This is a genomic window from Trabulsiella odontotermitis (genome assembly GCF_001188485.1).
Lineage (GTDB): Bacteria > Pseudomonadota > Gammaproteobacteria > Enterobacterales > Enterobacteriaceae > Trabulsiella > Trabulsiella odontotermitis_A.
Genome location: NZ_JNGH01000119.1, coordinates 1 through 12,366, shown reverse-complemented (window position 1 = coordinate 12,366; position 12,366 = coordinate 1). Strand labels below are relative to the sequence as shown.

Annotated in this window: 9 protein-coding genes and 2 pseudogenes; 4 read left to right on the top strand and 7 right to left on the bottom strand. The window is 55.1% G+C overall.

Annotated elements, in window-relative coordinates; genetic code table 11:
• Positions 1–180: 180 nt before the first annotated feature.
• Entirely contained in the window at positions 181–690 is a 510-nt protein-coding gene (gene sulA / locus GM30_RS20840) for an SOS-induced cell division inhibitor SulA (protein ID WP_049850151.1), read from the top strand.
• A gap of 353 nt (positions 691–1,043) precedes the next feature.
• Entirely contained in the window at positions 1,044–2,102 is a 1,059-nt protein-coding gene (ompA, locus tag GM30_RS20835) for a porin OmpA (protein ID WP_155484020.1), read from the top strand.
• A gap of 65 nt (positions 2,103–2,167) precedes the next feature.
• On the opposite strand, the gene matP is transcribed toward ompA, so the two are convergent.
• The gene (gene matP / locus GM30_RS20830; protein WP_049850149.1) at positions 2,168–2,623 is read right to left on the bottom strand and encodes a macrodomain Ter protein MatP; all 456 of its coding nucleotides are present in this window, start codon (positions 2,621–2,623) and stop codon (positions 2,168–2,170) included.
• A gap of 184 nt (positions 2,624–2,807) precedes the next feature.
• Here matP and GM30_RS20825 point away from each other — a divergent pair.
• Positions 2,808–4,426: pseudogene (locus GM30_RS20825) on the top strand (AAA family ATPase).
• A 69-nt stretch (positions 4,427–4,495) separates the two neighbouring features.
• Positions 4,496–5,014, top strand: a complete 519-nt coding sequence (gene fabA / locus GM30_RS20820) for a bifunctional 3-hydroxydecanoyl-ACP dehydratase/trans-2-decenoyl-ACP isomerase (RefSeq protein WP_049850148.1) — start codon at positions 4,496–4,498, stop codon at positions 5,012–5,014.
• Between the two features lie 141 nt (positions 5,015–5,155).
• On the opposite strand, the gene rmf is transcribed toward fabA, so the two are convergent.
• From rmf to rlmKL, 6 genes and pseudogenes are all read right to left on the bottom strand, one after another.
• Positions 5,156–5,323: a ribosome modulation factor gene (gene rmf, locus GM30_RS25035; RefSeq protein ID WP_054179110.1), complete on the bottom strand. Its 168-nt coding sequence runs from the start codon at positions 5,321–5,323 to the stop codon at positions 5,156–5,158.
• A 256-nt stretch (positions 5,324–5,579) separates the two neighbouring features.
• The gene (gene pqiC, locus GM30_RS20815; protein WP_049850147.1) at positions 5,580–6,143 is read right to left on the bottom strand and encodes a membrane integrity-associated transporter subunit PqiC; all 564 of its coding nucleotides are present in this window, start codon (positions 6,141–6,143) and stop codon (positions 5,580–5,582) included.
• Positions 6,143–7,780, bottom strand: coding sequence for an intermembrane transport protein PqiB (gene pqiB / locus GM30_RS20810; protein ID WP_049850146.1), 1,638 nt, complete (start codon positions 7,778–7,780; stop codon positions 6,143–6,145). The genes pqiC and pqiB overlap by 1 nt, the downstream gene beginning before the upstream one ends.
• Positions 7,770–9,037 (bottom strand): annotated as a pseudogene (pqiA, locus tag GM30_RS20805) (membrane integrity-associated transporter subunit PqiA). The gene pqiB and the pseudogene pqiA overlap by 11 nt, the downstream one beginning before the upstream one ends.
• Before the next feature lie 13 nt (positions 9,038–9,050).
• Positions 9,051–10,958, bottom strand: coding sequence for an ABC transporter ATP-binding protein (locus GM30_RS20800; RefSeq protein WP_049850145.1), 1,908 nt, complete (start codon positions 10,956–10,958; stop codon positions 9,051–9,053).
• 12 nt (positions 10,959–10,970) lie between these two features.
• On the bottom strand, positions 10,971–12,366 hold a 1,396-nt coding region (gene rlmKL / locus GM30_RS20795; protein ID WP_049850144.1), incomplete at its 5' end, for a bifunctional 23S rRNA (guanine(2069)-N(7))-methyltransferase RlmK/23S rRNA (guanine(2445)-N(2))-methyltransferase RlmL.

Genomic DNA, 12,366 nt, shown 5'->3' with positions numbered 1-12,366 from the left:
TTAATTAACGGATCCGTTAAGCAGGAAAATAGGCAACTTCGACGCAGGCGGCAAGATGATTTTGAACATCTGTACGACTTCAGTGAATTTTTGCGAGACGCTTTCAGAAAATGGGGTTGATCTTTATACACAGTGGCTGTACTGTATATTCATACAGTAACCCACAGGGCTGGATAAACTATGTATACTTCTGGTTATGCAAATCACTCAACGATGACTTCCGCTACCCCGGTTCGTCATTCACGCGTCGCGTCAACGCAGGCCTCTTCCGGGCTGATTAGCGAAGTGGTCTACCACGAAGACCAGCCCATGATGACGCAACTTTTACTGCTACCCTTATTACAACAGTTGGGTCAGCAATCGCGCTGGCAATTGTGGTTAACGCCGCAGCAAAAACTGAGCCGCGAATGGGTTCAGGATTCCGGGCTGCCATTGACAAAGGTGATGCAGCTGAGCCAGATGTCGCCCTGCAACACGCTGGAATCAATGATTCGGGCGCTGCGCACCGGCAACTACAGTGTGGTTATCGGCTGGTTAAGTGATGAACTGACAGAAGATGAACACGCGAGACTGGTGATGGCGGCTGAGGAAGGGCAAGCCATCGGTTTCCTTATGCGTCCGGTTCGCGCAACCTCTACAGCCACGAGACAGCTAAACGGGCTAAAAATTCATTCAAATTTCTATCATTGAGCGAATTTAAGATTAATCCTGGAATTTTTTTTCGCTTTTAAAAGCAGCGTCTCAATTTTCAGCAAAAACGGTGAGAGTGCTTGTCTGGCGCGGTTTGCGCTATTTTATGCTGTTTAATATTTCTGCAAAATTGTTAAATATTCTGTATACAACTCTTTTTTTTTCATATGCCTGACAGAGTTCACACTTGTAAGTTTCCAACTACGTTGTAGACTTTACATCGCCAGGGGTGACCGGCTTAAGCCGCAAGTAACGGCATAGTTATTAACAAGTCACGCTCCCGGTGAAGGATTTAACCGTGAATTTCTTGAGTATCTTCATGGCGATTTTTGGATGATAACGAGGCGCAAAAAATGAAAAAGACAGCTATCGCGATTGCAGTGGCACTGGCTGGCTTCGCTACCGTAGCGCAGGCCGCTCCGAAAGATAACACCTGGTATGCAGGTGGTAAGCTGGGTTGGTCCCAGTTCCACGACACTGGCTGGTATGACAGCTCCCTGAACAACGACGGCCCGACTCACGAAAGTCAACTGGGTGCAGGCGCGTTCGGTGGTTACCAGGTTAACCCGTACGTTGGTTTCGAAATGGGTTATGACTGGCTGGGTCGTATGCCGTACAAAGGCGACACTCAGAACGGCGCGTTCAAAGCTCAGGGCGTTCAGCTGACTGCTAAACTGGGTTACCCAATCACTGACGATCTGGACGTATACACCCGTCTGGGCGGCATGGTATGGCGTGCTGACTCCAGCAACAACAACCCAGCTGTTGGTGACAACCACGACACTGGCGTTTCCCCAGTATTCGCTGGCGGCGTTGAGTGGGCAATGACCCGTGACATCGCTACCCGTCTGGAATACCAGTGGGTTAACAACATCGGTGATGGTGGTACCGTTGGCGTTCGTCCGGACAACGGCATGCTGAGCGTTGGTGTTTCCTACCGTTTCGGCCAGCAGGAAGCAGCTCCGGTAGTTGCACCGGCTCCGGCTCCGGCTCCGGAAGTACAGACCAAGCACTTCACCCTGAAGTCTGACGTTCTGTTCAACTTCAACAAAGCAACCCTGAAACCGGAAGGTCAGCAGGCGCTGGATCAGCTGTACTCTCAGCTGAGCAACCTGGATCCGAAAGACGGTTCCGTAGTGGTTCTGGGCTTCACCGACCGTATCGGTTCTGACGCTTACAACCAGGGTCTGTCCGAGAAACGTGCACAGTCTGTTGTTGACTACCTGGTATCTAAAGGTATCCCGTCCAACAAGATCTCCGCACGTGGTATGGGCGAATCCAACCCGGTTACCGGTTCTACCTGTGACAACGTGAAAGCTCGCGCTGCACTGATCGATTGCCTGGCTCCGGATCGTCGCGTAGAGATCGAAGTTAAAGGCATCAAAGACGTCGTAACTCAGCCGCAGGCTTAAGTTTAACGTCTACAAAAAACCCCGCCATCGCGGGGTTTTTTATTGCCTGAAATTCAGCATCTTGATTACTCTTCTTTGCCAAGCAGCGCCTGCAGATCCTGTTTCAGGCTCGACATTTTGCTGGCGTACTTCTCTTTATTCTCTGCGTCTTCAATCAGCTGAACGATGGTTTCTGACAGCGTTTTACCACGCCGCTGTGCCAGCCCTGCCAGCCGCTGCCAGACGATAAATTCCAGATCGATAGATTTCTTGCGCGTATGCTGATGCTCGGCGTTGAAATGACGCTTTCGCCGGGCACGGATCGTCTGCTTCATACGATTCGCCAGCGCCGGGTTCATATGCGTCAAAATCCACTCATTGACCAGCACGGGTTCGTTTTCAAGCGTCAGCAACTTCTCCACCACGTCCTGCGCAGCGCTGGTTTCGATATAACGCGTGATAAGTTCGCCTTCCCGGTGTTTTTTCACCAGGTACTTCCACTTCCACCCGCTTTCAAGGTTTTCCAGTTGTTGATATTTCATCGCGATCCCAAGGTGACCGTGTAACTCATTTCAGGATATCAGTTTTTTCCCGATGCGCTGAGAAGAAATCGATATTCATGAACAGAAGTGCGCTCCGTCATACCTGACCACTGCATTCTCCGTGTGCTACTGCGCAGCATAAGGTATAATCCCGCGTTTTACATCTGACTAAAAAATATCGACATTGACCATCAATAAACTTTCCGGACGTGAGCTGGCTCCTGATACTACTGACTATCAGGCTTTGTTTGCTCAGACCGAGCTGACCTTACCAACCGATTCGATACTCCGCGACACGCAGGCCCGTTTGCATTACGCGCTGGAGCAGTTTCTCTATCCGCAAGCCATCTCGCCGGTGGTGCTGGTGAAAGCGCCCGAGGAGCCTGAGTATCTTAAGCTTCTCACCACGCTGACAGAGAGCATGCAGCCGCATGAACAGCCACTTTGTGGTGTCCGTTACGACATCAACAACGGCATCGTCACGCAACGACCTGCAGAATCCGCAGAAGATAACTTCGCCAGCACCCGACCGGTTATTTATGCCGACTGGGTCGAGGCCGAGCAACTTTTTGGCTGCGTACGCCAGTTTAACGGTGATGTGACCCTGCAGCCGGGTCTGGTGCATCAGGCAAACGGTGGCGTGCTGGTTATCTCTCTGCGCGCGTTGCTGGCCCAGCCGTTGCTGTGGATGCGTTTAAAGAACATCGTCACCCGCCAGCGTTTCGACTGGCTGAGTTTTGACGATTCGCGCCCGCTACCGGTTCATGTGCCGTCAATGCCGCTGTCGCTGAAAGTGATGCTGGTAGGCGAACGCGATTCGCTGGCGGATTTCCAGGAGATGGAGCCAGAATTCAGCGCCAACGCCATTTATACCGAATTCGAAGANAAGAACCGCTGCCGCTCTGCCTGCTCTGGCTGGGCCGTCAGCTACGTGAAGCCGCAGCCTTTACTGAAGGCAGCGAATTCAGCGCCGGGCAGCTCACCACGATGCTGGAACAACGCCAGTGGCGCGAAGGTTTCCTTGCTGAGCGCATGCAGGATGAGATTCTGCTTGAGCAGATCCTTATCGAAACCGAAGGCGAACGCGTCGGGCAGATCAACGCCCTGTCGGTCATCGAATTTCCTGGCCACCCCCGCGCGTTTGGGGAACCGTCGCGCATCAGCTGTGTGGTACATGTGGGTGACGGCGAGTTTACTGACATTGAGCGCAAAGCGGAGCTGGGTGGCAACATCCACGCCAAAGGGATGCTGATCATGCAGTCGTTCCTGATGGCGGAGCTGGGCCTTGAGCAGCAGATCCCCTTCTCGGCGTCACTCACCTTTGAACAGTCTTACAGTGAAGTGGACGGTGACAGCGCCTCGATGGCCGAGCTGTGTGCGCTGATCAGTGCCCTTTCCGGCGCGCCGATCAACCAGAGTATCGCCATTACCGGTTCGGTGGATCAGTTCGGTCGTGCGCAACCCGTCGGCGGTCTGAATGAGAAAATCGAAGGGTTCTTTGCTATCTGTAAGCATCGCGATCTGACCGGCAAACAGGGTGTGATTATTCCTTCCGCTAACGTGCGCCATCTGAGTTTATCGCAGGAAGTTCGACAAGCGGTTGAAGACGAGCAATTCTTTATCTGGGCGGTCGATGATGTTACCGACGCGCTGCCGCTGCTGACGCAACTGCTGTGGGACGCTGACGGCCAGACAACGTTGTTACAAACCATTCAGGAGCGTATTGCACAAGCGTCACAGCAGGATGCCCGTCACCGCTATCCGTGGCCGTTACGTTGGCTGGGCTGGTTTAATTCTAACTGATCGGACTTGTTCAGCGTACACGTGTTAGCTATCCTGCGTCCCGAACTCAAAATAAGGTTTACTGAAAACATGGTAGATAAACGCGAATCCTATACAAAAGAAGACCTTCTTGCCTCTGGTCGCGGTGAACTGTTCGGCGCGAAAGGCCCGCAGTTACCGGCACCGAATATGCTGATGATGGATCGTGTCGTCAAGATGACCGAAACCGGCGGCAATTTTGATAAGGGCTATGTGGAAGCCGAACTCGACATCAACCCGGACCTGTGGTTCTTCGGGTGTCACTTTATTGGCGATCCGGTGATGCCGGGCTGCCTGGGTCTTGATGCTATGTGGCAGCTGGTGGGTTTTTACCTCGGCTGGCTCGGCGGCGAAGGTAAAGGGCGCGCACTGGGCGTGGGTGAAGTGAAATTCACTGGCCAGGTTCTACCAAGCGCGAAGAAAGTGACCTACCGTATTCACTTCAAACGCATCGTTAACCGCCGCCTGATCATGGGCCTGGCGGATGGCGAAGTGCTGGTCGATGGCCGTCTGATCTACACGGCAGCGGATCTGAAAGTGGGTCTGTTCCAGGATACTTCCACGTTCTAATCCTGTTCCATTTTATACGAAATCATTTACGTTGCATCGCGGCGGCAACGGAGCGAATCCCCGGGAGCTTACAGTAGTAAGTGACTNGAAGTATAAAACGGCGAAGCCACCGCGGGGCGGTGGCTTCTTAAAGAGACAGCATCAGGCGATTACTGCCCTGTCCTCCATGGCTTCTCGCCAGCCTCCCAGCCAGTGTGACCTTTGGTTTAAGGTCTGGTATGGACAGATTTCCTTCGATTTGCCAGCGATGCCAGCCTGGTATCCACGTTGATGTGCTCGTTCCAGGCGATCTCGTTTTTGTCTCTTCATGCCTCGTTTCCCTCATTCTTGTGATCTGGTGGAAAAGAAAACAGTGATCACAAAATCTGCGACCACACATAACGAATACCCCGAATCAGATGCATCGTCAATGCGCAAAATTCACACCAGTGTCATATTTGTGAGCTACTCAGAAGTTCATTTGTACAAAAAATGTGAGCCAGAACAAGTAATCTACTGATGCTAAAAACAAAAAGGCCGTAACCGATACTGCATCGATTACGGCCCTGCTGACGATGAATTTTACTTATGGCATCTGGTTGATCGCCTGGGCAATTGAACCGGCTTCCTGGCGCCAGGCCTGGGCCAGCATTTTCACCATTTCATCATAGCCATCCTGCTGCTGCATCAGTTCAATATGGAACGGACGCTTAGTCAGCTGCCCCTGATGGTTGAGCAGCCACTCACCGCTGACAATCACCCGGCCATCGTAACGGCCATGAAACCCGGTCACCGAGACGTTCAGCGTGTCCTGATTATTCCCCAGCGGCTGAGACGCCACGACCCAGCCCGGCAGCTGGCTGCTCAGGTTCGCCACCAGCGTCGTACGCAGCTGTTGATCGAGCGGACTGGCCCACAGGTTATTGCTGGCAATGACGTACTGCACATCACTGGTCTGATAGACCACGCCGTTCCCGGCCAGATAATCCGGAATAGCAACCTGCTCAACCCACAGCAGGCGGCTGCCCTGCGTCGTGGCGCTTTGCGCGCCACTCTGCGCCAGCGGAAGCTGATAGTACGTTTTATTTTCGCCGCTGCTGCTGCAGGCGGATAGCGCGCAGGTCAGCAAGACCATTAGCCACTTTTTCATTATTTCGCCCTCTTCGGCTCTGGATCTTTTTTGTCCTTCGCTTCAAATACCAGCGAGTTACTCTTCTCATTCAGCGTTTTCAGCACCGGCTGCAGCTCGCGTAATACCTGATCGAGACGCTGCATATCCGCCACCATTTTGTTGTAGGCGGCGGAGCCTGGCTGGAAGCCCTGCATGCTGCGGTTCAGTTCACGCAGTGTCTGCTGCATATCCTGCGGCAGCTGCTGCATCGACTGGCTGGCGGTCAGCTTGTTAAGATTATCCAGTGTGGCTTGCAGATGGCGCATCGTACGCTGACTTTCCGACAGAGTATTGGTCGCCTGCTCAAGCATCGGATTGAGCGGCAGATTGTTGATCTTGTCGAGCGTCTCCACCAGTTTCTGCTGGATCTGCGCCAGACCGCCACTCACCGTCGGGATAATCTTATAACCGCCAAACTCGCGCATACCGGAAACCGCAGGCGCTTTCGGGTAGAAATCCATATCGACATACAGCGCGCCGGTGACAAGATTGCCGGTCTTCAGCGAGCCGCGTAAGCCGCGCTGAATAAGCTCGTTCAGATGCGCGCCAACGTCCGGGTTTTCCCCCAGCTGGCTGGCCATGCGCTCAGGTTCAATGCGGATCAACACCGGAATGCGGTAGTCATCATTCAGCGCCTGACGCAGCCCCGGCACGTAGAAGGGTACCTGACCGACGGTGCCCAGACGAATGCCGCGGAATTCTACCGGCGCACCCGGCTGCAGGCCGCGAATCGAATCTTTGAAGAACACAAGATAATCAATATGTTCGGTGTATAGCGAGTCCTGAATGCTGCGCTGATCGTCATACAGGCGGAATTCCGTTTTCTCCCCTACCGGCTGACCGAGGTCAATGCCCTCAGGCACATCAAAGCTGACGCCACCGCCGAACAGGGTCGACAGGGAGCCCATCTCAACGCGCATCCCCGCCGAGGTCAGATCCACGGCAATACCGCTGTCCTTCCAGAAACGCACGTTACTGGTGACCAGACGATCATTCGGCGCGCTGATAAACAGCTGATAGCTGATCGCCCGTTTCTGCGGATCGAAGGTGCTGGTCTCCACCGATCCCACGCGATAGCCGCGAAACAGCACCGGATCGCCAGGGCTGAGCTGTCCGGCTTTTTTACTGTCGAGGATCACGCGGATACCTTTCGCATCCGGCGGTGCCAGCGGTGGCGCATCCAGCAATTGATAACGTTCAAGCTGCCCGCCCTTGCTGCCTGGCTGCAGCTCAAGGTAAGCGCCGGAGAGCAGCGTGCCAAGGCCGCTAATGCCCTCACGCCCGACCTGCGGTTTCACGACCCAGAAGACCGAGTCCTGATGCAGCAGTTTTTCCATCCCTGCATTGAGACGCGCTTTAATTTCCACGTGGGTTAAATCGTCCGTCAGGGTCGCGCTTTCCACCACACCAACGTCCACGCTGCGGCTCTTGATGGTGGTTTTCCCGCCTTCAATGCCTTCCGCATTGGTGGTAATCAGCGTCACTTCCGGGCCCTGATGGCTGTAGTGATAAAACAGGATCCACGCGCCAATCAACGCGGTGACGATGGGAAAGATCCAGACAGGAGACCAGTTCTTTACCTTTTGCACTTTCGCTTCCCCGCGGTTAGTTTCCATGCTTGTACGACTCCTCATGGCCAGGCTCCGGCTCGCGATCCCACGTCAGACGCGGATCGAAGGTCATTGCCGAAAACATTGTCATTATCACAACCAAGGCAAACATCAGCGCGCCGATGTCCGGATAAATATTCATTAAGCCGCCCATTCTCACCAGGGCGGACAGTACGGCGATGACGAACACGTCAATCATCGACCAGCGGCCCACGAACTCGACCACTTCATAAATCAGGTGCATTCTTTCGCAGTCGCGCTTGCCATGGCCGTTAGCGTCCCAGCACAGCCAGGCGATAGAGATCATCTTCAGCGTCGGCANATAATACTGGCAATAAAAATCACCCCCGCCACCGGGTACGATCCTTCACTCCACAGCAAAATCACCCCAGCCATGATGGTTGACGGCATTTTGTCGCCGAGCAGATCGGTAATCATGATCGGCAGCAGATTCGCCGGCAGATAAAGAATGAACGAGGTGATGAGCAGCGCCATGGTCCACTGCAGACTGTTTTTACGCCGCGGGTGCGCCATCGTATGGCAGCGCGTACATTCGAGCTGGTCGGCGGGCAGAATGGCCGTACAGCACGGGCAGGAGCGTAGCCCCTGACGCAAACCGGAAACGCCGACTTTCATTGGCACCGGGAGATGTGGCATCGGGGCGATGTCGTCCCACAGCCAGCGGCGATCCACACATTGAAACGCGCGCAGTTGCAGAACGCAAAACAGGCACCAGGGAATAAAGCTGCTGCCGATACCAATATCCCCATAGGCCATCAGCTTGACGAAACTCACCAGCACCCCGGCGAGAAAGATTTCCGCCATGCCCCAGCTTTTGAGGCGAAACAGAATAGTGGCGAGGTGAATTTGCAGACTGCGCGGCATCCGTACCCGGTTCACCAATAACAGAATGGTCACCAGGCAGAACGCGGGCACTAACTGGACAAACACAATAAAGAAGGTTCCGAGGCTGGCATAGTCCTCTGAGAACAGAACGTTGGGGATTTCCAGCAGCTCAATTTCGCTGCTGACCCCCGCCACGTTCATATTCACAAAGGGGAACAAGTTGGAGAGCAACAGCATAAACAGCGCCGACAGCGCATAGGCGGTCGGACGCTGGCGTGGCGCGTCCCACGCGATGGTCAGCGTGGTGCCGCAGCGCGGGCAGGCGGCTTTGTGCCGGTGCTCAAGGTGCGGCAACGCCACCAGCAGATCGCATTGTGGGCACAAAATATGCCGTGCAGCATGATGTTGTTCGCACATGCAGAGTCCTCAGTTACGCGCCGTTTTTCAGTGATTCCAGATATTCCCAGCGTTCAAAGGCCTCTTCGAGGGTTTGCTCCGCCTGCGCCAGTTCGGCCAGTACCTTTTGCGTATGGTCGTGTGGCTGACTGAAAAACGCGGCATCGGCCACCTGGGCCTGTAGCGATTCCAGATCCGCCTCCAGCGTTTCAAGGCGTTGCGGTAGCTGTTCCAGTTCACGCTGCAGGTTATAGCTTAGTTTGTTCCCGCCGCGTTTCACAATTTCTGCTTTAGGCGCAGCGACTTCCGTCACTTTCTTTTCAACCGGCTGCTTTTGCGCCAGCGACTGCGTCTGCTGCCCGCGGGCGTCATGATAGCCGCCGACGTATTGCCCGATACGCCCTTCCCCTTCGAAGATCCAGCATTCAGTCACGGTGTTATCGACAAACTGACGATCGTGGCTGACCAGCAGCACGGTGCCCTGATAGCCATCAATCAGCTCTTCGAGCAGTTCCAGCGTTTCCACGTCCAGGTCGTTGGTCGGTTCATCGAGGATCAGCAGGTTGCTGGGTTTCAGGAACAGGCGCGCCAGCAGCAGGCGGTTACGTTCCCCGCCCGACAGCGCACGCACTGGAGTCATCGCTCGTTTCGGGTGGAACAGGAAGTCCTGCAGGTAACCGAGCACATGGCGCGGTTTGCCATTCACCTGCACTTCCTGTTTGCCTTCGGCGAGGTTATCCATCACCGTTTTGTCTGGATCCAGCTCGGCGCGATGCTGATCGAAATACGCCACTTCCAGCTTCGTTCCCACGTGGATACGGCCGCTGTCGGCCTGCAACTGGCCGAGCATCAGCTTCAGCAGCGTGGTTTTACCGCAGCCGTTCGGGCCGATCAGCGCAATCTTGTCGCCGCGCTGTACCTGAGCGGAGAAGTTTTTCACCAGTACTTTGCCGTCAATCTGGTAATTGACGTTTTCCATCTCAAACACGATTTTGCCGGAACGGGTCGCTTCTTCGACCTGCATTCTGGCGCTGCCCATCACCTCACGGCGCTCGCTGCGCTCACGGCGCATCGCTTTCAGCGCACGGACGCGACCTTCGTTACGGGTACGACGCGCCTTGATGCCCTGACGGATCCACACCTCTTCCTGCGCTAATTTGCGGTCAAACTCTGCGTTTTGCAGATCTTCAACACGCAGCGCTTCTTCTTTTTCCAGCAAATACTGGTCGTAATTACCGGGATAAGTCACCAGCTTGCCACGGTCGAGATCGACGATGCGAGTCGCCATATTGCGAATAAATGAACGGTCATGCGAAATAAAGATGATGGTACCTTTAAACGCTTTCAGGAACCCTTCCAGCCAGTCGATGGTTTCGATGTCTAAATGGTTGGTCGGTTCATCGAGCAGCAGGACACGCGGTCCGCTGACCAGCGCGCGGCCAAGCGCCGCTTTACGCAACCAGCCGCCGGACAGCGACGCCAGCTCGGCGTTAGGATCCAGTTCGAGCTGCGCCAGCACTTCGTTGATCCGGTTTTCCAGCTGCCATAAGCCGTGGTGATCGAGCTGTTCCTGGATCCGCGCCATCTCGTTGAGGTTCTTTTCACTGGCATCGATCATCACCAGCCGCGAAATATCGTGGTAACGCTTCAGGTAAACCGCCTGTTCTTCGATCCCTTCAGCGACGAAATCGTACACGCTGCCTTCAACGTTGCGTGGCGGATCCTGTTGCAGGCGCGACACCACCAGATCCTGCTCATACACGATGCGGCCATCGTCGAGTGCCTGCTCACGGTTAAGGATTTTCATCAGCGTGGATTTGCCCGCGCCGTTGCGGCCAACCAGGCAGACGCGTTCGTTATCTTCGATATGCAGTTCTGCATCATCAAGGAGCGGCGCATCGCTGAACGACAGCAACGCGCCATGCATACTAATCAGTGACATTCTTCAATTCCTTCAGGCTTCGGTGATCAGCCAGCAGTTGTGGATCTGACGATTGCGGGCAAAGTCCTGAGACTGCGTTTTTTGCGTAATATCCTGAGCTTTCAGCCCCAGCTTCGCCAGACCGTCGAGATCCATGCGGAAACCGCGCTTGTTATTCGAGAACATAATGGTGCCGCCCTTGCGTAACAGGCGTTTGAGATCGGTCATCAGTCGCAAATGGTCGCGCTGCACGTCGAAAGTATCTTCCATGCGTTTCGAGTTGGAGAAGGTCGGCGGATCGATGAAGATCAGGTCGAACTGTTCATCCGCGTCGCGCAGCCAGCCGAGCACGTCCGCCTGTAGCAGACGATGCGCGCGTCCGGTTAAGCCGTTAAGGCGCAGGTTGCGCTCCGCCCACTCAAGATAGGTGCGGGACATGTCCACCGTCGTTGTGCTGCGCGCCCCGCCCAGCCCGGCGTGAACGCTGGCGCTGCCGGTGTAGGAGAAGAGGTTGAGGAAATCTTTGCCCTTGCTCATCTGCCCCAGCATGCGGCGGGCGATGCGGTGATCGAGAAACAGACCGGTATCCAGGTAATCGGTCAGGTTGACCCACAGGCGCGCGTTAAACTCGCTGACCTGCATGAAATCGCCCTTCTCGCCCATCTTCTGATACTGGTTTTTTCCCTTCTGCCGTTCGCGGGTTTTCAGCACCAGCCTGTTCGGCGCAATCCCCAGCACGGAAATCGTCGCGGCGATGACGTCAAACAGACGCTGGCGCGCTTTGTTGGCGTCCACGGTTTTCGGCGGCGCGTACTCCTGCACCACCACCCAGTCGGCATAGCGATCCACCGCCACGTTGTATTCCGGCAGATCGGCGTCATAGATGCGGTAGCATTCGATGCCTTCCTGGCGCGCCCATTTATCGAGCTTTTTCAGGTTCTTCTTCAGACGGTTGGCAAAATCATCGCCCATACTGCTTACCGGCGCATCGCCCGTGACTTCTGCCAGATGATAGTTTTTCTGCACGCAGTCCAGCGGCCCGTTTTTCGCCTTGAACTGGCGATCGGCGCGCAATTGCAGGCAACTTAATAGCTCAGGCGAGGCGCTGAACATCGACAGATTCCAGCCGCCAAACTGGCTTTTCAGCGTGCGGCCCAGCAGGTTGTGCAGCGCAATCAGCGCGGGTTCGCTGTCCAGGCGCTCGCCGTACGGCGGGTTACTGATAACGGTGCCGTACGGGCCTTTCGGCAACGGATTAGAAAGCTGTGCGACGTCTTTGACGTCGAAGGTCATCAGCTCGCCAACCCCGGCGCGACGGGCGTTGCTGCGGGCGCGCTCAATTACACGACCATCAATATCCGAACCGTAGAAATGGGATTCATACGCCGCGAGCCCGGCGCGTGCGCGGGCCTGGGCATCGGATTTCACC

Excerpts from the sequence above, each read along its gene's own strand:
- pqiB (WP_049850146.1), bottom strand. The coding sequence starts at position 7,780 with ATGGAAACTAACCGCGGGGAAGCGAAAGTGCAAAAGGTAAAGAACTGG.
- pqiC (WP_049850147.1), bottom strand. The coding sequence starts at position 6,143 with ATGAAAAAGTGGCTAATGGTCTTGCTGACCTGCGCGCTATCCGCCTGC.
- fabA (WP_049850148.1), top strand. The coding sequence starts at position 4,496 with ATGGTAGATAAACGCGAATCCTATACAAAAGAAGACCTTCTTGCCTCT.
- sulA (WP_049850151.1), top strand. The coding sequence starts at position 181 with ATGTATACTTCTGGTTATGCAAATCACTCAACGATGACTTCCGCTACC.
- ompA (WP_155484020.1), top strand. The coding sequence starts at position 1,044 with ATGAAAAAGACAGCTATCGCGATTGCAGTGGCACTGGCTGGCTTCGCT.
- rmf (WP_054179110.1), bottom strand. The coding sequence starts at position 5,323 with ATGAAGAGACAAAAACGAGATCGCCTGGAACGAGCACATCAACGTGGA.
- matP (WP_049850149.1), bottom strand. The coding sequence starts at position 2,623 with ATGAAATATCAACAACTGGAAAACCTTGAAAGCGGGTGGAAGTGGAAG.
- GM30_RS20800 (WP_049850145.1), bottom strand. The coding sequence starts at position 10,958 with ATGTCACTGATTAGTATGCATGGCGCGTTGCTGTCGTTCAGCGATGCG.